This window comes from Streptomyces sp. NBC_01525 (assembly GCF_045040405.1).
Classification (GTDB): Bacteria; Actinomycetota; Actinomycetes; order Streptomycetales; family Streptomycetaceae; genus Streptomyces; species Streptomyces benahoarensis.
Window position 1 is genome coordinate 1,578,921 of sequence record NZ_CP109397.1, and the last position, 18,976, is coordinate 1,597,896.

The 18,976-nt window shown below is 74.8% G+C and carries 16 protein-coding genes; 1 reads left to right on the forward strand and 15 read right to left on the reverse strand.

Going from position 1 to position 18,976, the window contains the following annotated elements; translation table 11 throughout:
- Window positions 1–123 precede the first annotated feature (123 nt).
- The 3 genes from OG422_RS07080 to pepN form a co-directional block, all read right to left on the reverse strand.
- On the reverse strand, window positions 124–1,533 hold the full coding sequence (locus OG422_RS07080; protein ID WP_405740958.1) for a lysine N(6)-hydroxylase/L-ornithine N(5)-oxygenase family protein: 1,410 nt from the start codon (window positions 1,531–1,533) through the stop codon (window positions 124–126).
- On the reverse strand, window positions 1,533–3,152 hold the full coding sequence (locus OG422_RS07085) for a pyridoxal phosphate-dependent decarboxylase family protein (RefSeq protein WP_405740961.1): 1,620 nt from the start codon (window positions 3,150–3,152) through the stop codon (window positions 1,533–1,535). Before OG422_RS07085 ends, OG422_RS07080 begins: the two co-directional genes overlap by 1 nt.
- 545 nt (window positions 3,153–3,697) lie before the next feature.
- Entirely contained in the window at window positions 3,698–6,355 is a 2,658-nt protein-coding gene (gene pepN, locus OG422_RS07090) for an aminopeptidase N (RefSeq protein ID WP_405740964.1), read from the reverse strand.
- A gap of 204 nt (window positions 6,356–6,559) precedes the next feature.
- Between pepN and OG422_RS07095 the strand changes: the two genes are divergently transcribed.
- Window positions 6,560–7,108 carry a MarR family winged helix-turn-helix transcriptional regulator gene (locus OG422_RS07095; RefSeq protein WP_405740967.1) on the forward strand — a complete coding sequence of 183 codons (549 nt, stop codon included), beginning with the start codon at window positions 6,560–6,562 and terminating at the stop codon, window positions 7,106–7,108.
- A 94-nt stretch (window positions 7,109–7,202) separates the two neighbouring features.
- Here the strand turns inward: OG422_RS07095 and OG422_RS07100 are convergent, their stop codons facing one another.
- The 12 genes from OG422_RS07100 to OG422_RS07155 all read right to left on the reverse strand — a co-directional run bounded on the left by OG422_RS07100 (window position 7,203) and on the right by OG422_RS07155 (window position 18,831).
- Window positions 7,203–8,381, reverse strand: a complete 1,179-nt coding sequence (locus OG422_RS07100) for a serine hydrolase domain-containing protein (RefSeq protein WP_405740970.1) — start codon at window positions 8,379–8,381, stop codon at window positions 7,203–7,205.
- Window positions 8,382–8,484: 103 nt separating this feature from the next.
- Window positions 8,485–9,534 carry a Rieske 2Fe-2S domain-containing protein gene (locus tag OG422_RS07105; RefSeq protein WP_405740972.1) on the reverse strand — a complete coding sequence of 350 codons (1,050 nt, stop codon included), beginning with the start codon at window positions 9,532–9,534 and terminating at the stop codon, window positions 8,485–8,487.
- 3 nt (window positions 9,535–9,537) lie between these two features.
- Window positions 9,538–9,759, reverse strand: coding sequence for a recombinase-like helix-turn-helix domain-containing protein (locus tag OG422_RS07110; RefSeq protein WP_405740975.1), 222 nt, complete (start codon window positions 9,757–9,759; stop codon window positions 9,538–9,540).
- Window positions 9,760–9,794: 35 nt separating this feature from the next.
- Window positions 9,795–10,730 (reverse strand): PDR/VanB family oxidoreductase, encoded by a 936-nt coding sequence (locus tag OG422_RS07115; RefSeq protein ID WP_405747671.1) that lies wholly within the window; start codon window positions 10,728–10,730, stop codon window positions 9,795–9,797.
- Between the two features lie 47 nt (window positions 10,731–10,777).
- A complete protein-coding gene (locus OG422_RS07120) occupies window positions 10,778–12,424 on the reverse strand; it encodes a thiamine pyrophosphate-binding protein (protein ID WP_405740978.1) in 1,647 nt (548 codons plus the stop codon).
- 25 nt (window positions 12,425–12,449) lie between these two features.
- Window positions 12,450–13,238, reverse strand: a complete 789-nt coding sequence (locus OG422_RS07125; protein WP_405740981.1) for an SDR family oxidoreductase — start codon at window positions 13,236–13,238, stop codon at window positions 12,450–12,452.
- A gap of 69 nt (window positions 13,239–13,307) precedes the next feature.
- Window positions 13,308–14,060 (reverse strand): SDR family oxidoreductase, encoded by a 753-nt coding sequence (locus OG422_RS07130; RefSeq protein ID WP_405740984.1) that lies wholly within the window; start codon window positions 14,058–14,060, stop codon window positions 13,308–13,310.
- Window positions 14,060–14,581, reverse strand: a complete 522-nt coding sequence (locus tag OG422_RS07135) for a cupin domain-containing protein (RefSeq protein ID WP_405740987.1) — start codon at window positions 14,579–14,581, stop codon at window positions 14,060–14,062. The genes OG422_RS07130 and OG422_RS07135 overlap by 1 nt, the downstream gene beginning before the upstream one ends.
- 34 nt (window positions 14,582–14,615) lie before the next feature.
- The gene (locus OG422_RS07140) at window positions 14,616–15,413 is read right to left on the reverse strand and encodes an alpha/beta fold hydrolase (protein ID WP_405740990.1); all 798 of its coding nucleotides are present in this window, start codon (window positions 15,411–15,413) and stop codon (window positions 14,616–14,618) included.
- Window positions 15,410–16,246 (reverse strand): aspartate dehydrogenase domain-containing protein, encoded by an 837-nt coding sequence (locus OG422_RS07145; RefSeq protein WP_405740993.1) that lies wholly within the window; start codon window positions 16,244–16,246, stop codon window positions 15,410–15,412. Before OG422_RS07145 ends, OG422_RS07140 begins: the two co-directional genes overlap by 4 nt.
- Complete coding sequence (locus OG422_RS07150) at window positions 16,243–17,163, reverse strand: VOC family protein (protein ID WP_405740996.1); 921 nt, start codon at window positions 17,161–17,163, stop codon at window positions 16,243–16,245. The genes OG422_RS07145 and OG422_RS07150 overlap by 4 nt, the downstream gene beginning before the upstream one ends.
- A 144-nt stretch (window positions 17,164–17,307) precedes the next feature.
- A complete protein-coding gene (locus tag OG422_RS07155) occupies window positions 17,308–18,831 on the reverse strand; it encodes an aldehyde dehydrogenase family protein (protein ID WP_405740999.1) in 1,524 nt (507 codons plus the stop codon).
- Between the last annotated feature and the right edge of the window lie 145 nt (window positions 18,832–18,976).

The window sequence follows — 18,976 nt, forward strand, 5'->3', positions numbered from 1 at the left end:
GAACGGTGGTGCGATGACTCCTCAACGACCGCTGGTTTAAAGGTTGTTGACGAGTAGGGAAATGCGCGTCCCGCCGCTCCGATGAGCGGCGGGCGGGGCGTGCGGACCTCGAATGACGTGGCGTCAGCTGCGCCGGGCGGGTGCCGGGCAGGGCGGGGTGGCTGTCGCGGCGGCGGTGGGGTGCGGGAGGCCGAAGGTGGTGAAGGCGGTGCGGCCGGGGAGCGGGTACGGGGTGGCGGCGGTCAGGGAGTTGAGGATGGTGGCGCTGCGCCAGGCGGCGAGGCCGAGGTCGGGGGTGCCGACGCCATGGCTGTGGCGTTCGGCGTTCTGGACGTGAACGGAGCCGGTGACGGCGGGGTCGAGGACCAGGCGGTGATCGGCATCGACGCGGGGGCGGCCCGCGGAGTCGCGGCACAGGTGCGGGTCGAGGGCGGCGAGGAGGGTGTCGAGGCGGCGTTCGCGGTAGCCGGTGGCGAGAACGACGGCACCGGTGGTCAGGCGGGTGCGGCCGCTCTGTTCGGCGTGGGCGAGGTGGAGTTCGACGCCGCCGCCGGGGGCGCGGTCGGCGGTCTCCACGCGGACGCCGGGGGTGAGGACAGCGTCCGGCCAGCCGCCGTGCAGGGTGCGGCGGTACAGCTCGTCGTGGATGGCGGCGAGGGTGTCGTGGTCGATGCCCTTGTACAGCTGCCACTGGCCGGGGACGAGGGCGTCGCGGACCGGTTCGGCCAGGGCGTGGAAGTAGCGGGTGTAGTCCGGGGTGAAGTGTTCGAGGCCGAGCTTGCTGTACTCCATGGGCGCGAAGGCGGGGGTACGGGCGAGCCAGTGGAGGCGTTCGCGGCCCTCGGGGCGGGCGCGCAGCAGGTCGAGGAAGATCTCCGCGCCGGACTGGCCCGCGCCGACGACGGTGACATGGTCGGCGGCGAGCAGCCGTTCCCGGTGGTCGAGATAGTCGGCGGAGTGGAGGACGGGCGTGGTGGGCGCCTCGGCGAGGGGGCGCAGGGCGTCCGGGACGTGCGGGGCGGTGCCGACGCCGAGGACGAGGTTGCGGGCGTAACCGCGGCCGAGGGCCTCGGCTTCGCCGTCGGCGTCGAGGTGGGTGTAGTCGATCTCGAAGACGGCGTGGGAGCCGTTCCAGCGGACGGCGTCGATCTGGTGGCCGAAGTGGAGTCCGGGGAGGTTCTCGCTGACCCAGCGGCAGTACGCGTCGTACTCCGCGCGGTGGGTGTGGAACCGCTCGGCGAAGTAGAAGGGGAAGAGGCGGTCGCGGCTGCGGAGGTAGTTGAGGAACGACCAGGGGCTGGTGGGGTCGGCGAGGGTGACGAGGTCGGCGAGGAACGGGACCTGGAGGGTGGCGCCGTCGATGAGGAGGCCGGGGTGCCAGTGGAAGGCGGGGCGCTGGTCGTAGAAGGCGGTGCGTAGTCCGGTCAGGGGCTGGGCGAGGGCGGCGAGCGAGAGGTTGAAGGGGCCGATGCCGATGCCCGCCAGGTCGAGGGGGTCGGTGAGGGCGGCGCCGGTGGGGTGCTCGGTGGTCATCAGGGGATGTGGCCTTCCACGAGTTTCAGGAGGTGGGCGAGGTCACCGGCGTCGGCGTGCGGATTGAGGAGGGTGGCCTTGAGCCAGAGTCCGGTGGGGGTGGCGGCGCGGCCGAGGACGGCGTGCCCGTCGGCGAGGAGGGTGCGGCGGATCGCGGCGACGGTGGCGTCGTCCACGCCGGTCGGACGGAAGAGGACGGTGGTGAGGGTGGGACGGGAGTGGAGTTCGAGGTGGGGGTGGTCCTCGATGAGGTCGGCGAGGGTGACGGCGGCGGCCAGGGTGCGGTCGACGAGGTCACCGATGCCGCGGCGGCCGAGGGCCTTGAGGGTGACGGCGGCCTTGAGGATGTCCGGGCGGCGGGTGGTGCGCAGGGAACGGCCGAGGAGGTCGGGCAGGCCCGCTTCGGTGTCGTCGTCGGCGTTGAGGTAGTCGGCGCGGTGGTCGAGGGGGGCGAGGTCGGCGGTGCCGGGGACGGCGAGGAGCCCTGCGGCGACCGGCTGCCAGCCGAGTTTGTGCAGGTCAAGCGTGACGGTGTGGGCGCGGTCCAGGCCCGCGAGGAGGGTGCGGTGGGCGTCGCTGAAGAGGAGTGCGCCGCCGTACGCCGCGTCGACGTGGAAGCGGGCGCCGTGGCGGTCGGCGAGGTCGGCAAGGGCCGGGAGGGGGTCCAGGGCGCCGGAGTCGGTGGTACCGGCGGTGGCGGTGAGGAGGACGGGGCCGCAGAGACGGGTGAGTGCGGCGTCGACGGCGGCGGGGTCGAGCACGCCGCCGGGTGTGGGGAGGGTGACGGGCGCGGGGAGCCCGAGGAGCCAGGCGGCGCGGTGGATGCTGTGGTGGGCGTTGGCGCCGCAGACGATACGGAGCGGGGGCGCGTCCGGCGCGGCGCCGGTGACGGGCGGGAGGTCGTCGACGGGTCGGCGCGGTGCGCCGATGACCGGGGCGAGGGTGGCGGCCGGCGCGGGGCCCGCGGCGTGGGCGGCGCGGGTGCGGACGGCCGCCGCGGGACGTTCTCCCCGGGCGTGCCGCTCCCCCGCGGTGTATCCCGTGGTGTGCCGGGCGGTGCGGGCGGCCTCACGGGCGAGGAGGACGGCGAGCTGGTTGGACTCGGTGCCGCCGGTGGTGAGCAGGGCGTCCGGGCCGTCGCCAGGTGCGTAGGTGTCGTCCGGTGTCCGGGCGCACCGGGGGGCGTGGGGGAAGACGAGGGCGGCGAGTTCGCGGGTGGCGAGGGCTTCGAGGGCGGAGGCGGCGGGGGCCTGGTCCCAGGAGTCCATGGAGGGGTTGAGGGCGGACGCGGCGAGGTCGGCCGCGGCGGCGACGGCCAGCGGGGGGCAGTGCAGATGGGCGGCGCAGTGCGGGTCGGCCGGGTCGGCGGCGCCGGCGGCCAGGGTACGGACGAGGGTGGCGAGCGCGGCGTGCGCGCCGTCGCCGTCGTCGGGGAGGAGGGGGGCGCAGGTGGCGCGGACGGTACGGGCGACGGCGTCCGGTCCACCGGCGGGGAGGGGGCCCGCGCGGTCCGCGGCGCCGTTGGCGAGGGCGTCGAGGACGGTGCCGAGGAGGGGGCGGAGCGCGCGGGGGCCTTCGATACCGCCCGCGAGGGCGGCGTCGGCGGCGGGCACAGGCATGAACGTGCCCTTCCATGTGGAGAGTTGGGGTGAGAGCGGGCCGTTCCGTCGTCGCGACGGGCAGCCATTAGGCAGCCCTAAGTTACTTTCCCGGTACGGTGCGTAGCCACCGGGGACGAACGTTCCACCCGTTCGTGGGAGGGGGGTGCCGCAGGTGTTCGGGTGGGGCGGGAGGACGCGGGGTGGCTGGGGAGGGGGCGACGGAGAGCCGCGTCGCATCCGGCGGGGCCCGGATCGGGCGATGCGTCAGGGCCGGAGGGGCGCACCATGGGGGGCGGCCCGGTCGGCGTTTCGGGGGTGCCCCGCACGTGGCATGCGGCCCGGCCCTCGCCTCGGGCCAGCGGGGTGCCCCGTGCCCGCACGTCCGGACCGGTCGACGGCCCGGGCCCGGAGGGGTGCCCCGCACCCGACGTTCAGCCCCGGTCGGTACCGCAGGTGTCCGGTTTCCCGGCCCGAGGGAGCCGTCCCGTCGAGGAAGCTCCCTGGACCGGGGCAGGCCGGGGCGGGCCGCCGCGCCATCCGACGGCCCGCCCCGAGGGGCCGGATCAGGCGTCAGCTGTCCGGCCGGAAGAGGCGGCAGACGTCTGACCGGACCGGATGCGCAACGCGCGGGCGAGATCGTCGAGTTGGTCGGTGAGCCGGCGCCGCAGGGCAGGCGTCGGGGCGTCCGTGGCGAGGCAGGCGTGCCCGAGGCGGAGCGTTTCCTCGTCGACGAAGGAGGCCGGGAAGGCGTACCGGCCGGCGGCCTCGGCGAGGGCGGGGCCGCGGTGGGTGGCGAGGGTGACCGCGTCGGTGAAGAAGCGGGCGACGTAGGGGCGGAGGAGGTCGTGCTGTTCGGGGGCCCAGAAGCCGGTGGCGAGGGCGGTGAAGAGGTAGTTGGAGGGGGCCGCGTCGGCGTCGGTGGTGAACAGGGACTGCCAGGCGGCCTCCTTGGCGGCCGGGTCGGGCAGGGCGGCTCGGCAGCGGGCGGCGCCCTCGCTGCCGGTGGCGCTGGGGTCGCGGGACTGTTCGGCGTCGATGCGGTCGGGGGTGAGGGCGCCGAGGGTGGCGAGGCGGGCGAGGATGCGCCAGCGCAGTTCGGGGTCGAGGGCGGGGCCGCCGGGGACGCTGCCGTCGTCGAGCCAGTCCTGGATGCCCTCGGGAGAGGTGGCGTTGTCGATGAAGGCGCGGACGGCGGTCAGGCGCAGGCTCGCGGCGGCGGAGTCGGTGGCGCCTTCGGTGTGGCGCAGGATGTCGCGGCTCAGGGCGGTGAGCGTGCCCAGGGCGGCGTGGCGCTCCGTGGCGGGGAGGAAGTGGTCGGCGACGGGCATGCGGGCGAACCGCAGCACACCGGCGACGAGCGCCGGGTCCGGTTCGACGGGCAGATGTCGGCGGGCCGCGTCGAGGTAGGCGGCGGGCGCCAGGTCGCCGTCGCGGACCATGTCGCGGGCGGCGTTCCACAGCACGGCCCGGGTGAGCGCGCCGCCGTCGGCGGCGGGGATGCCGGACAGGGCGCGGGCGGCGGTGTCCCAGGAGTCCGGATCGAGTCGGACCTTGGTGTAGCTGAGGTCGCCGTCGTTGAGGACGACGAGGGCGGGGACGGGCCCGGGGAGGGTGTGGCGGGTGGTGCCCTCCTCCTGGGGGATGTCGATCTCGAAGCGGCGACGCAGGGTGAGGCGGGCGGGGGCAGGGGGAGCGAGGCGGGCGGGGGCAGGGGGAGCGAGGCGGGCGGGTGCGGCCGGAGCCAGCCGGGCCGGGTCGGTGGCGTCCTGGTCGTAGAGGCCGACGGCGATGCGGTGCGGGCGGCTGCCGTGGTGTTCGACGGCGAGCTGCCAGGTGTCGTCCTGCGGTTCGACGGTGGCGGTGAGGGTGTCGGGGCCGCTGGTGCGCAGCCAGCGGGCGGCCCAGCCGGGGACGTCGCGGTCGGTGTGGCGGGCGAGGGAGTCGAGGAAGTCGGCGAGGGTGGCGTTGCCGAAGCGGTGGCGGGTGAGGTGGTGGTTGATACCGGCGAGGAAGTCCTTCTCGCCGATCCAGGTGACGAGTTGGCGCAGCGCGGAGGCGCCCTTGGCGTAGGAGATGCCGTCGAAGTTGAGGAGGGCGGAGGCGGTGTCGGGGACGTCCTCGGGGGTGGGGGCCACCGGGTGGGTGGAGGGGCGCTGGTCGGCTTCGTAGCCCCAGCTCTTGCGGACGGCGCCGAAGTCGACCCAGGCGCCGGTGAAGCGGGTGGCCTCGGAGAGGACCTGGTAGCCCATGTACTCGGCGAAGGACTCGTTGAGCCAGATGTCGTCCCACCAGCGGAGGGTGACGAGGTCGCCGAACCACATATGGGCCATCTCGTGGGCGATGACCATGCCGCGGGTCTGGCGTTCGGTGTCGGTGACGGCGGAGCGGTAGACGAATTCGTCGCGGAAGGTGACGAGGCCCGGGTTCTCCATCGCGCCCGCGTTGAACTCGGGGACGAATGCCTGGTCGTAGGAGTCGAACGGGTACGGCTCGTCGAAGAGGTCGCGGTAGCGGTCGTAGCAGCGGCGGGTGAGGTCGAGGATTTCCTCGGCGTCGGCGTCGAGGTGCGGGGCGAGGGAGCGGCGGCAGTGGATGCCGAAGGGCAGCCCGGCGTGTTCGGTGCGGACGGAGTGCCAGGGTCCGGCGGCGACGGCGACGAGGTAGGTGGAGATGAGGGGGGTGGGGGCGGCGCGCCAGAGGCCGCCGCCCTCGTGGGTGGTGACGCCGTTGGCGAGGACGGACCACTCCTCGGGGGCGGTGACGGTGAGGGCGAAGACGGATTTGAGGTCGGGCTGGTCGAAGGTGGCGAAGACGCGCTGGACGTCCTCCATGAACAGCTGGGTGTAGACGTACGTCTCGCCGTCGGCGGGGTCGGTGAAGCGGTGCATGCCCTCGCCGGTGCGGGAGTAGGACATGCGGGCCTCGACGCGCAGCTCGTGGTCGCCGGGGGCGAGGCCGGTGAGCGGGAAGCGGTTGTCGTCGAGCAGCGCGGGGTCGAGGGGGGTGCCGTCGAGGGTGACGGAGAGCAGCGCGGCGGGCTTGACCTCGAAGAAGGTGGTGACGGGGGCGGCGTCTCCGGCGCCGTCGCGGACGGTGAAGCGGATGTCGGCGCGGGAGCCGAAGTGCTTCTCGCCCTGGGTGAGGTCGAGGTGGATGGAGTGGTGGCGGACGTCGAGGAGTCCGGCTCTGGTCTGCGCCTCGTCGCGCTGGAGTGCGGGCATGGGGTCATGCTGCCGTACGCGCCGGTTCGGCCGCACGGGGTGTGGACAACTTCGTGGGGAGGAGGGCCGCGGCGCCTTCCGGAGCGTGGGCCCCGGGGCCGCGCGGGCCGTCCGGGGAAGCTTCAGGGGTACGGCTTCTCAGTACTAAAGTATTCCCGGTGAGCGGGGCGAACCGTGGCCCGGCGGGGCCCGGGAGGGGCGGAGATGGCGCGCAGGTCGGTGGAGCGGTCGGACGCGGTGGCGGCGATCGTCGAGGACTGGCGGCGGGAGCGGCCCGAGCTGGACACCTCGCCGCTGGAGGTGCTGGCGCGGCTGCACCGGACGTTTCTGCGCTACAGCGCGCGGCTGACGGCGTCGGTGGAGTCGCACGGTCTGTCGGTGGCCGGGTTCGACGTACTGACGGCGCTGCGGCGGGCGGGCCGCCCGTACCGGCGGACGGCGGGGCAGCTGGCGGACTCCGGGCTGATCTCGTCGGCGGGGGTGACGCTGCGCATCGACCGGCTGGAGAAGGACGGGCTGATCGTGCGGGAGCGGGACGCCGAGGACCGGCGGGTGGTGCGGTCGCGGCTGACGGACGAGGGGCTGGCGACGATCGACGCGCTCTTCGCCGAGCATCTGGAGAACGAACGGCGGATGCTGGCCGGGCTCTCCCCCGCCGAGTGCCGCCAGCTGGCCCGGCTGCTGTCGAAGCTGGAACGGTCGATCACGGAGGCGGACGGGCCCGGGGGCGGGGAGCGGGAGACGCCGGCCTGAACGGCCGGGCGGAGTGGGGGTGTCGGGGCGGTGGCCGTGGACGCGCGGCGCCGCCGGATGCGGCGCGGCGCGTCGACGGCCGTTCTCCGGCGGGTCAGCGCGTGGACGGGACCTTGCCGCAGAACTCCGCCTCGATGACGTTCACGTACAGGGAGCTGTCCTGCAGCCAGTCGCCGTTGGCGTTGAACGTCAGCTGGTGTTCCCCGTCCCGGGTGCCGACCATCGCGGAGAGGGAGCCGTTGGTGCTGCCGCTCTTGCCGACGACCTTCACGCCGCAGGACAGCTGCGCGAACTCGACGCCGAGGCCGTATCCGGTGCCGCCCTCCGCCGGGACCTCGTCGAGCATCTCCGTCATCTGTGCCGGGGGCAGCAGCGCGCCCTTCATCAGCGCGCGCTGGAAGCGGTTGAGGTCGCCGCTGGTGGAGATGGCGTCGCCGGACGCGCCCAGCCAGGTCATGTTCTGCTCGGTGGCGTCGTGGATCTCGGCGTCAGGGCCCTTCTGATCGAGGCGGGAGTAGCCGACGGGGTGCGGGTCCGGCATCCGGGGCGACGTGCCGGGGAACGAGGTCCCGCTCAGCTTCAGGGGCCGGATGATGCGGCGCGCCACCTCCTCGGCGTACGGACGGCCCGTCGCCTTCTCGATGACCATCCCGGCGATCACGAAGGCGGTGTTCGAGTAGAACGGCTTCTCCTCCGGGGCGGGCCGGGGCGGGTACTTCAGCGCCGTCGCCACCAACTCCTCGGGGGTGTGGGTGTCGTAGCGGTGCTCGGGGAAGCCGAGGCCGGTGGCGTCGTGGGCGAACGCGGGGTCGTCGGTGTGGTTGGCGATGCCGCTGGTGTGGTTGAGGAGGCTGCGGAGGGTGATCGTGTTGCCGTCGTAGCCGTTGCCCTGCACCAGGCCGGGCAGCCACGCCTCGACCGTGTCGTCCAGGCTCAGCTTCCCCTCCGCCTCCAGCTGGAGCAGGACGGTCGCGACGAACGTCTTGGTGATGCTGGCCCCGCGGAAGTGCTCGCTCCCGGGGGCGCGTTCGCGGCCGGTCGCGGTGTCGGCGTAGCCGGCCGCGGCGGACCAGCGCTCCTTGCCGTCGCGGACGGTGGCGGCCGCTCCGGGGAGCCCGCCCTTGTCGACGAGGGCGCGCAGCGCGGCGCGGGTCGCCCCGTGTCCGTCGCGCTCGGGCTGCGCGGCGTGGGCGGCCGGTGCGAGCGCCACCGCTCCGGCGGCCAGCGTCCAGGCCAGGGCGCAGGAAACGGTGCGTGCGGCCAGTTGCTTCATGGGTGTGCCTCCCCCGGTCACCGAGGGGCGGAGTCCGCCCCTCGGTGACCAGGACGCCGAACGGGGGGAGCACGGTTGACAGTTGGGGCGGCGGCCTGGACCGTCAGGAGTGCCCGGCGGCGGTCAGTTCGGCCGCCTGCTTCTCCGCCTCGGCGCGGTAGAGGCGGCGGAGGCGGACGACGCCGAGGTCGTGCTGGTAGAGGTTCTCGGCGGTGTCGGCGTCGTGCGGCATCGCTTCGAGCATGGTGCGGTCCTGTTCGAGGACGTGCCAGTGGCGTTCCTCGATGAGGGTGCGGTAGAGGAAGCGCCAGGTGTCGCGCTGCCAGTCGGTGACGTGGCGGTAGCGCCAGAAGAAGACGCCGCTGCGGTGTTCGTCGACGGGGCAGATCATGCCGACGATGCCGAAGGGGCCGCCGGGTCCGGCGGACGGCGGGTAGGGGATGGAGAGGTCGACCCAGTCGACGCCGGTGCGGCACAGTTCGACCCAGTCGAAGTTGACGCCGCGCTGGTCGGTCTTCTCGAAGAAGTAGCCGCGGTCGGTCTCCCGGATGCGGAACTTGGCGGTGGTGTCGCCCTCCCCCATGGTGTGCGACTCATGGTGCAGGAACTGGCCGTGCATCGGGTCGAGGAGGTTCTCCACGGCGTAGCGCCAGGGGACGTCCCACTCGGCGTAGCAGAGGAACGCGTCGGTGCCGGGGTCGGTGAGCGGTTCGGGGAGGGTCAGATCGCAGGGCTCGGGGTGGAGCGCGTCGCCGAAGTAGGCGAGGATCGCGCCGCCCACCTCGCGCACCGGGGGGCTGGTGACGAGCTGTTTGCCTTCGAGGGTGCAGCCGGGCAGCCCGGGGACGGCGGTGACGGTGCCGGTGCCGTCGACCTCGACGCCGTGGTACCAGCAGGCGACGCGGTCGCCGAGGTGGCGGCCGAGGGAGAGCCGGGCGCCGCGGTGCGGGCAGCGGTCGGCGAGCATGTGGAGGCGGCCGTCGGCGCGGCGGAAGAGGAGCCAGTCCTCACCGAGCGCCCGGACCCGGCGCATACCGCCGGGGGCGACGAAACGGGAGGGGACGACGGGGTGCCACTGGTTGCGCAGCCCGGTGGCGTAGAACCGGTCGGCAAGGGCGGCGGTGCCGGTGGTCGGGGTGGTCGCTGCGGTCACGGGTCACGCTCCCAGTCGGTGCATCTCGTCGCGGAAGGACCGCTCGGTCCAGGGCTCGCCGTCCGGGGTGCGGACCTGGCGGTCGTTCAATCCGGCGACGACGTCGGGCAGTTCGTGGCCGACGTGGGTGAAGATCTCTTCGAGGGTGCGGGCGAGCCGGATCTCGTAGGGGGTCGGTTCGTGGGTGCGGGACTGGTGGACTTCGAGGTACGGGGTCGGGGGCACGGTCTCTCCAGGGGTTCGGTGCGGGCCGCGGGGTGTCACAGGTCGAGGACGAGGCGGTCGCCGGCGCAGCGGGAGACGCAGATCATCAGGGAGGCGCCGGCGGCCCGTTCGGCGTCGCTGAGCAGGAAGTCGCGGTGGTCGGGGGTGCCGTCCAGGACGCGGGTCTCGCAGGTGCCGCAGACGCCGTCCCGGCAGGAGCTGGGGACGGCGATGCCCGCGCTCTCGACGGCGTCGAGGATGGAGGTGCCGTCCTCGACGCGGACGGTGCGGCCGCTGCGGCGGCATTCGACGTCGAAGCCGTGGCCTTCGCCGGGCGCCGGGGCGCCGTCGGGCGGGGCGGGGGCGGCGAACCGTTCGGTGCGCAGCCGGTCGGCGAGGCCGAGGGCGGCGCAGCGTTCCTCGGCGGCGGCGAGCAGCGGTTCGGGGCCGCAGCAGTAGACGAGGGTGTCGTCCGGGAGGCCGGTGAGGGCGGCATCGAGGTCGAGGTGGCCGTGGACGTCCTGGGGGCGCAGCTCGCAGCGGCCGGTGGCGCCGTCGGCCAGCGCGGCCAGCGCGTCGGTGAAGGCGAGGCTGCTGCGGCGGCGGCCGCCGTAGAGCAGCTGCCAGGGGGTGCCGGTGCGGTGGGCGCGGCGGACCATCGGGAGCAGCGGGGTGATGCCGATGCCACCGGCGAGGAAGAGGTAGCGGGCGGCCGGTTCGAGGGCGAAGTGGTTGCGGGGGCCCCGGACGCGGACGGTGGCGCCGGGGCGCAGGGCGGTGTGGACGTGCGCGGAGCCGCCGCGGGAGGCGGTGGTGTGCAGGACGGCGACGCGGTAGCGGGCGGTGTCGTCCGGGTCGCCGCACAGGGAGTACTGGCGGACCTGACCGCCGGTGTGCAGGTCGAGGTGGGCGCCGGGCTCCCAGGGCGGCAGCGGTGTGCCCTCGGGGTCGACGAGGTCGAGGGAGAGGACGTCGTCGGCCTCCCAGGTCATACGGTGGACGAGCAGGTCGAAGGCGGTGTCGGGCACGGTCGTCCTCCTTACCGGGCGGGCAGCGCGACGGGCGGGGTGAAGGGCGTCTTCATGGGGCCCAGGGCGGTCAGGTCGACCTCGACGAGGGTGGGGCCGTCGCTCGCGGCGGCGGCGGTGAGGACGGGCGCGGCGTCGGCCTCGGCGGCTATCCGGGCGTAGGGCAGGCCGGTGGCGTGGGCGAGGGCGGCGAAGTCGGGGGTGGCCAGGTCGACGCCGGAGCGGCGGTCGAAGTAGCGGTCCTGCATGTTGCGCAGCACGCCGTAGCCGCCGTCGTTGAAGACGACGAGGGTCAGGCGGGGGCGTTCCTGGGCGAGGGTGAGGAGTTCGCCGAGGTGGACGGCGAGGCCACCGTCGCCGGCCATGACGAGGGTGGGCGTGTCCGGGGTGGCGAGGGCGGCGCCGATGCCCATGCCGAGGCCCTGGCCGATGCCGCCGCCGCGCGGGAAGACATTGGTGTGCGGGTGGTGGATATCGAGGAGGCGGTTGCCCCAGCTGCTGGCGGGGACGGTGACGTCGCGGGCGAGGACGGCCTGGGGCGGCAGGGCGGCGCGGATCGCGTCGCAGAGCGCGGCCTGCGGGCCGATGCGGTCGCGGAGTTCGGCGCGTACGGTCTCCCGGGCCTCGCGGACGCGGACGGTCCAGGCGGGGTCGGGACCCGGGGCGGGCCGGGCGGTGAGGCGGTCGCGGAGGGCGGCGAGGGTGGTGGCGGCGTCGCCGTGCAGCGGGTGGGCGGCCGGGTAGGCGCGGCCGAGGGCGGCCGGGTCGTGGTCGATCTGGAGGTGGACGGCGGGCAGTTCCAGGCTCCAGTCGGCGCTCTCGTTGGAGCGGAAGTGGGTGCCGACGGTGAGCAGCAGATCGGCATCGGCGAGGAGGGCGCGGCCGGTGGGGGTGGTGGCGAAGTTGCCGATGCAGCGGTCGTCGGTCTCGGGGATGGCGCCGCGGCCGGAGTTGGAGGTGAGGAGTCCGGCGCCGGTCCGGTCGAGGAGCGCGGCGAGTTCGGGTCCGGCGGTGGTGGCGCCGCCGCCGGCCCAGACGAGGGGGCGGCGGGCGGCGGCCAGGGCGTCGGCGGCGGCGTCGAGCGCGTCGGGCGCGGGCCGGACGGGCGCCGGCGTGGGGCGCGCGGCGGGCAGTGCCGCCGGGTCCTGGGGTGCGTACTGGAGGTCGATGGGCCATTCGACGCTGGCGGGGCCGCCCGCCGGGCCGAGGAGATGGTCGGCGGCGTCGCGCAGGACGCGTGCGGCGCGGGCGGCGTCGGGGACGGTGGCGGCGTGGGCGCTGACGGCGCGGAGCATGCCGAGCTGGTCGCGGGTCTCGTGGATGTAGCCGCGTCCGGCGCCGAGGTGGCGACTGTCGATCTGGCCGGTGACGTGCAGGACGCGGCTGCCGGTGGCGAGGGATTCGATCAGCGAACCGGCGGCGTTGCCCGCGCCGGTGCCCGTGCTGGTGAGGGCGCAGCCGATACCGCCGCGGGCGCGTCCGTGGCCGTCGGCGGCGTTGACGGCGGTGGCCTCGTGGCGGACGGGCACGAACCGCAGATCGCGGCCTGTGGCCTCGACGAGCGGCAGGTTGTGCACGCTGACGACGCCGAAGACGGTGTCGACGCCGAGGTCGCGCAGGAGGGCGACGAGCAGATCGCCGCCGTTGTGCTGGGGCATGGTGCGGGCTCCCGGTGGGTGCGGGTCAGGCGGCGGAGCGGGCGACGCCGCCGCAGACGTCGAGGGCGGTGCCGGTGATGTACGAGGCGCGGGGCGCGAGGAGGGTGAGGACGGCGTAGGCGACCTCGTCGGCGCGGCCGAGGCGGCCGAGGGCGACGCCGCGGTCGGCGGCGAGTTCGGCCTGCCACTCCTCGTAGCTGCGCTCCGTGCCGGAGGCGGCGTGGCGGCGGGTCCACTGGCCGGTGTCGATGAGGCCGAGGCAGACGGAGTTGACGCGGATGCCGTCGGGGGCGAGTTCACGGGCGAGGGAAGCGGAGAGGTTGAGGATCCCGGCGCGGGCGGCGCTGGTGGTGATCAGGCGGGGTGAGGGTTCCTTGGCGAGGACGGCGTTGATGTTGACGACGGCCGCCGCGTCGGAGGCGCGGAGGAACGGGAGGGCGGGGTGCAGGGTGTGCAGGACGCCGGCGAACTTCAGCTCCAGTTCGTCGCGCCAGTCCTCGGCGGTGGTCTCGGCGAGGCGCTTCATCCGGGACTGTCCGGCGTTGTTGACGAGGCCGTCGAGGCCGCCGAAGTGGTCGGCGGCGCGGCGGACGAAGGCGGCGGTGGCGTCGGCGTCGCGGATGTCGGTGGCGCCGGTGAGCAGCCGGTCCGGTCCGGCGCCGAGGCCGTCGGCGAGCGCGGTGAGGGAGTCGGGGGTGCGGGCGCAGGTGGCGACGCGGGCGCCCTCGGCGAGCAGCGCGCGGACCGTGGCCAGGCCGACGCCGGAGGTGCCGCCGGTGACGAGTACGGTGCGGTCGGCGAGGCCGAGGTCCATGAGGGGTCCTTCCGGGTTCGGTGATGCTGCAACGCGCTTGAAAACCAAGGGAGTTGAGTGTGCTTTCGGTCAGTGCATCGTGAAGCCGCCGTTGACCGCGATGACCTGCCCGGTGAGGTAGCGGGACTCCTCGCCGAGGAGGAAGGCCACGAGGCCGATGAGGTCGTCGGGGCGTTGGGGGCGGGAGACGGCCCGGCCCAGCCGGTAGAGCTCATGGCGTTCGGCGGGGACGTTCTCGGTCGCCTCGCAGGCGGTGAGGCCGGGGGCGACGGCGTTCACGGTGACGCCCTTGTCGCCCAGTTCGCGGGCCATCGCCCGGGTGAGGGCGATGACGGCGCCCTTGGAGGCGATGTAGTGGGCCAGCCGTGGGGAGCCGTGGAGCGCGGCGTCGGAGGCGAGGTTGACGATGCGGCCGGTGCCGGTGGCCAGGAGTTGCGGGAGCAGGGCGCGGGCGACGAGCCAGGGGCCGCGGGCGTTGACGGTCATCAGGCGGTCCCACTCCTCGACGGTGAGGTCGTGGAACTCCTTGCCGCCGACGCCGTTGGCGAGCCCGGCGTTGTTGACCAGGCCGTGGAGCGGGCCCAGTGCGGCGGTGGCGGCGGCGAGGGCGTCGACGGAGGCGGGGTCGGCGACGTCGCAGCGGACGAAGTGGGCGTCGAGGCCGTCGGCGCGGAGCGCGGCGGCGGTGGCGGCGCCGCGCGCGGGGTCGAGTTCGGCGACGACGACGCGGTGGCCGTCCTCGGCGGCCCGGCGGGCCATGGCCTCCCCCAGGCCACGGCCGGCGCCGGTGACGACGACGATGCCGGTTGCGGGGGCGGCCATCAGTCGCGGGTGACGCCGTGCATCGGCGAGTGCGCGGGGTAGGTGGGGACCTGTGGCTTGCGGGTGCCGATGACGACGCAGAACAGCGCGTCGGTGTCGCCCTCGTTCTTGAGGCTGCGGGCCACCCCGGCGGGGACGACGATCATGTCGCGGTAGCCGAGGGTGCGGTACTCGGCCTCGTCCTCGCCGCGGTGGATGCCGACGCGGACCTCTCCCTCCAGGACGAAGAACGCCTCCTCGACGTCGTGGTGGGTGTGCTCGGGGCCCTCGGCGCCGGGCGGCAGCAGCATGGTGGAGAAGGTGAAGCCGCCGGACGGCAGGATGCGGTGGTCGCCGTCGTGGTTTCCGGTGGCGCCGGAGCCGACGTAGCGGATCTGGGCGCGGCGGTACTGCTCACCGGCCTTGGTCTGGAAGGCGAGGGTGTCCCAGTCGGGGTCGCGGGAGCCCTTGGTGGCGATCAGGGAGTCGGTGTAGGCGGCGAGGTCGTCGCCGTTGTCGTAGGCGTCGGTGGTGAGGGGCATGGCGGAACTGCCTTTCTTCGTACGGGGGTCGGGGTCAGGCGCCGAGGCGGGCGGTGATGCGGAGGTGGGAGAGGACCCAGGCGTCGAACGCCTCGGGCCGCTCCTGGTTGGCGAGGTGACCGGCGTCCTTGACGATCACGTACGCGGACCGGGGCAGCGCACCGGCGAGGAGCTGGCTCGCCCCGGGGCCGGTGACGCGGTCGAGGTCGCCGCAGAGGACGAGGGTGGGCGCGGCGATGCCGGGCAGTTCGCCGCGCAGGTCGGTGGCGGCCATCGCCTCGGCGGCATGGCCGTAGCCGGGCAGCCGGACGGCGGTGGCCATGGTGTCGGTGACGCGGCGGACGAGGGCCGCGGGCGCCGCGTCGGAGACCAGGCGGGGGCCGCGGCGTTCGGCGAAGGCGCGGGGGCCGAGCGCGGCGAGTTCGGTGGCGCGGGTGCGCATCGCGGCGGCCTTCTCCGCGTCGGTGCCGGAGCCGGGGCTGGAGGAGGCGACGATCAGCGAGGCGACGAGGTCCGGGTGGCGGGCGGCGAGACGGAGGGCGATGACGCCGCCCCAGGAGACGCCGAGGACGTGGGCCGGGCCGCCTCGGGCGCGGATCAGGGCGGCGGCGGTGTCGGCGTAGCCGTCGAGGTCCAGGGGGCCTTCGGGGTCGGCGGAGGCGCCGTAGCCGGGGGCGTCCCAGGCGAACAGCCGCAGCCGGTCGCCGAGGCTCGCGAACTGCGGGGCGAAGGCGGCGGAGGAGGAGCCGATGCCGTGCAGGCACAGCAGCGTCGGCCCGCCGGCGCCGGTCTCCGCCACCTGCAGTCCGGCGGGGTCGTAGGGGGCGTTCACAGAATCATCCCGGGGCGTCCGGCGAGGGCGGCGAGGCTGCGCAGCACCGCGTACGGCACGACCTGACTGGTGGCGGGGTTGGCCTCGTCGGGCAGGTGGCGGACCTCGAAGCGGTAGCTGCCGTGGCCGCCGGACGCCTCGACGACATGGCGGGTGTGGCGGGCGGCGGGGTCGGCGACGACGCTGACCCGTACGGCGTCCGGGTCGCCGACGGCGAGGGCGACGGAGGCGGCGACGTTGGTGGAGCGGGGGAACTTCGCGGGGATCTCCCGGGCGGTGCCGCGCAGCACCTCGACGGGGCCGGTGGCGGTCCGCATCCGGCGCAGCAACTCCGCGTCCATCCAGGGCTGTTCGAGGGTGGCGGGGAGTTTGGTGGTGGTGAGGGTGACGTCGGTGAGCGGGCCGAGGGCGCGGGCGGCCTGGAGGAGGTCGAGGCCGCCGACGGCGCCGCCGGTGAAGTAGACGCGGCCCGGTCCGGCGGCGCGCAGCCGGGCGGTGAGGGCGTCGTCGGTGAGCGCGCCGGTGGAGGCGATCAGCAGATCGGCCCCGGCGGTGAGGACCGCTTCGCCGTGGGCGCGGACGACGCCCTGGCCCGCGGCCTCGACGATCAGATCGCAGCGGTCCAGCGCCTCCTCCAGGGACACCTGCGGGGCGGGGGCGGTGTCGCCGAGTGGGCGGTTGTCGACGACGCAGGTCAGCGTGGCGCCGGGGATCTCCCCGGCGGCGAGGGCGGTGCCGACGACGCGGCCGATGGCGCCCCAGCCGATGAGGCCGACCCGGCGCGGGGTGCGGGGCGCGGGCGGCGCGGCGGGGGTGGCGGATGCGGCGGTCATGCGGTTCCTTCCGGGGCGGTGAGCGGGCCGGGGGTTCCGGCCATATGGCGGCGGATGGCGGGGGACGGCGGTCCGGCGGTGCCCCACAGGTCGGAGAGTTCGGGGGTGCGGCGCCAGACCCGGGCGATCCAGGTGTCCTCGACGATCTGGGCGACCTCGGAGGTGTATTCGCAGACCAGGCCGGACGGGTCGGTGAAGTAGGCGAAGGTGTTGTTGCCGGGCCCGTGGCGGCCGGGTCCCCACTGCGGGGTGATGCCGTGGTGGCGCAGCCGTCCGAGGCCGCGCATGAAGTGGTCGACGGAGGTCATCTCGTACGCGACGTGGTTGAGGGACGACCGGTCGGCCTGGTTGAAGGCGAGGCAGTGGTGGTCGGCGTTGCAGCGGAGGAAGGCCATCTGGTGCTCGGACCAGTCGGAGACCCGCAGGCCGAGGACGTCGCGGTAGAAGGCGACGGCGGCGTCGATGTCGGTGGTGTTGAGGACGGTGTGGGTGACGCCGACGGGGACGGCGGCGTCGCGGCCGCGCGGGGCGACGGCCTCGACGTGGGCGCTCAGCTCCAGCAGCCGCCCCTCGGGGTCGGTGAAGCGGAGGCCGTAGCCGCCGCCCCTCTGGCCGAGCGGGCCGGGGCCGTGGACGGGGGTGAGGCCGCGGGCCTCCAGGCGGCGGGCGGCGGCGTCGATCTCGGCGGGCGTGGCGACCGCGAAGCTGATCCTGCCGAGGGCGGGGCGGTCGGCGCGGGTGAGGGAGAGGACGTGGTGCTCGGGGCCGGTGCCGCGCAGCCAGGCCGCGCCGGGCTCGGCATCGACGGTCTCCAGGCCCCACACCTCGCGGTAGAAGTCGGTGGCCTCGGTGACGGCGGGGGTGCGGAGTTCGACGGCGCGCAGCGCGCGGAGCCGGGCTATGGGCTCGTGGGGCATCGGTTCGGCATCCTTCGGACGGGGTCGGGAAGTCGGGGAAGAGGCACAGCGAGCGGGAGCAGGTCCGGCGCGGAGAGGTGGCCGGGGCCTCGCGCCGGGCAGGCGCGGCGCGGGCGGCCGGGCCGTCGCGGGTACGGCCGGGGGTCAGGCGGCGGCCCAGGGCAGGGGTCCGCCGGTGCCCCAGTAGAGGCTTTTCTGGCGCTGGTAGGCGCGGATGCCGTCGCGGCCCTTCTCCCGGCCCAGTCCGCTGTCCTTCATCCCGCCGAACGGGGTGGCCGCGCTGAACTGCTTGTACGTGTTGATCCACACGGTGGCGGCGTCGATCCGGTCGGCGACCCGCCAGGCGGTGGCCGCGTCGCGGGTCCACAGTCCGCAGGCGAGGCCGTAGGCGGTGCCGTTGGCCTGGGCGACGAGATCGTCCTCGTCGTCGAAGGGCAGCGCGACGAGGACCGGCCCGAAGATCTCCTCCTGGCAGACGCGGGCGGTGGGCGGCAGTCCGTCGAGGACGGTGGGGAGGTAGTAGGCGCCGTCGCGGTACCGCTCGCCGTCGGGCGCGGCGCCGCCGCACCGGACGCGGGCGCCCTCCGCACGGGCGAGGTCGACGTAGGCGGCGACGTGGTCGCGGTGGCGGTGGTGGACGAGCGGGCCGACCTGGGTGGCGGGGTCGGTGCCGGGGCCGACGCGCAGCGCGCGGGCGCGGTCGGTGAGTTCGGCGAGGAAGGCATCGTAGCGGGAGCGGTGGACGAAGAGGCGGGAGCCGGCGATGCAACTCTGGCCGCTGGAGGAGAAGATCCCGAACAACACACCGGCCAGGGCGGTTTCGGTGTCGGCGTCCGCGAAGACGACGGTCGGTGACTTGCCGCCCAGCTCCAGCGAGACCGGCATGATCTTGTCGGCGGCGATCCGCCCGATGACGCGTCCGGTGCGGGTGCCGCCGGTGAACGCGATCTTCCCGACGGCCGGATGGCGTACGACGGCGTCGCCGGTGACGGTGCCGGGCCCCGGCAGGACGGAGAGCAGTGCGGGCGGCAGCCCCTCGTCGGCGAGGGCGCGGTGCACGATCCGGCCGAGGGCCAGGGCGACGAGCGGGGTCCACTCGGCGGGCTTGAGCAGGACGGCGTTCCCGGCGGCGAGGGCGGGCGCGAGCTTCTGGGCGTCGCTGGCTATCGGGGAGTTCCAGGGGGTGATGGCGCCGATGACGCCGATCGGTTCGTGGCGGCTGAGGGTGAGGTAGTCGCCGCGGGAGGGGGTGACGGCGTCCTCGGCGGTCTCCGCGGCGGCGGCGACGTACCGGAAGGTGGCGGCGGCGCTGCGCACCAGGGCGAGGGTTTCGGCGCGGGTCTTGCCGGTGTCGGCGGTCTGGAGCGCGGAGAGCGCGTCGGCGTGGGTGTCGACGAGCGCGGCGACGCGGTGCAGCAGCCGGGCGCGCAGATGCGGCGGCAGGTGGCGCCAGGCCGGGTCGGCGGCGGCGTGGGCGGCGGCGGTGGCCGCGGCGTCGACGTCGGCGGCGCTCGCGCCGGTCACGGTGGTCAGGGTGTGGCCGGTCGCCGGGTCGACGGTTTCGGCGGGGGCGCCCGTGCCGCGCCGCCACTCCCCCGCGACGAGCACCTCGTCCGGGGTGTCGCCCGGTGCGGGCACCAGGTCGTTCACCGGCGCGTCGACGGTCATCCGGGGCCTCCTGAGCGGGAGTTGAGCGGGGCGTGTGCCGGGCGAATTGCTTCAGCGGCAGAAATCTAAGCACTTAACTATTTCCTGGCAACCCCTCACGCCGGGAAAAGTTTCAGTGGTCAACCTCTTGACGACCCCGCCCCCG

What these genes read in the sequence shown, in the direction of transcription:
- OG422_RS07085 (WP_405740961.1), bottom strand. Translation starts at nt 3,152, where the DNA reads ATGCCTGTGCCCGCCGCCGACGCCGCCCTCGCGGGCGGTATCGAAGGC.
- OG422_RS07125 (WP_405740981.1), bottom strand. Translation starts at nt 13,238, where the DNA reads ATGGACCTCGGCCTCGCCGACCGCACCGTACTCGTCACCGGCGGCACC.
- OG422_RS07100 (WP_405740970.1), bottom strand. Translation starts at nt 8,381, where the DNA reads ATGAAGCAACTGGCCGCACGCACCGTTTCCTGCGCCCTGGCCTGGACG.
- pepN (WP_405740964.1), bottom strand. Translation starts at nt 6,355, where the DNA reads ATGCCCGCACTCCAGCGCGACGAGGCGCAGACCAGAGCCGGACTCCTC.
- OG422_RS07095 (WP_405740967.1), top strand. Translation starts at nt 6,560, where the DNA reads ATGGCGCGCAGGTCGGTGGAGCGGTCGGACGCGGTGGCGGCGATCGTC.
- OG422_RS07080 (WP_405740958.1), bottom strand. Translation starts at nt 1,533, where the DNA reads ATGACCACCGAGCACCCCACCGGCGCCGCCCTCACCGACCCCCTCGAC.
- OG422_RS07130 (WP_405740984.1), bottom strand. Translation starts at nt 14,060, where the DNA reads ATGGCCGCCCCCGCAACCGGCATCGTCGTCGTCACCGGCGCCGGCCGT.
- OG422_RS07155 (WP_405740999.1), bottom strand. Translation starts at nt 18,831, where the DNA reads ATGACCGTCGACGCGCCGGTGAACGACCTGGTGCCCGCACCGGGCGAC.
- OG422_RS07135 (WP_405740987.1), bottom strand. Translation starts at nt 14,581, where the DNA reads ATGCCCCTCACCACCGACGCCTACGACAACGGCGACGACCTCGCCGCC.
- OG422_RS07150 (WP_405740996.1), bottom strand. Translation starts at nt 17,163, where the DNA reads ATGCCCCACGAGCCCATAGCCCGGCTCCGCGCGCTGCGCGCCGTCGAA.
- OG422_RS07115 (WP_405747671.1), bottom strand. Translation starts at nt 10,730, where the DNA reads ATGACCTGGGAGGCCGACGACGTCCTCTCCCTCGACCTCGTCGACCCC.
- OG422_RS07120 (WP_405740978.1), bottom strand. Translation starts at nt 12,424, where the DNA reads ATGCCCCAGCACAACGGCGGCGATCTGCTCGTCGCCCTCCTGCGCGAC.
- OG422_RS07145 (WP_405740993.1), bottom strand. Translation starts at nt 16,246, where the DNA reads ATGACCGCCGCATCCGCCACCCCCGCCGCGCCGCCCGCGCCCCGCACC.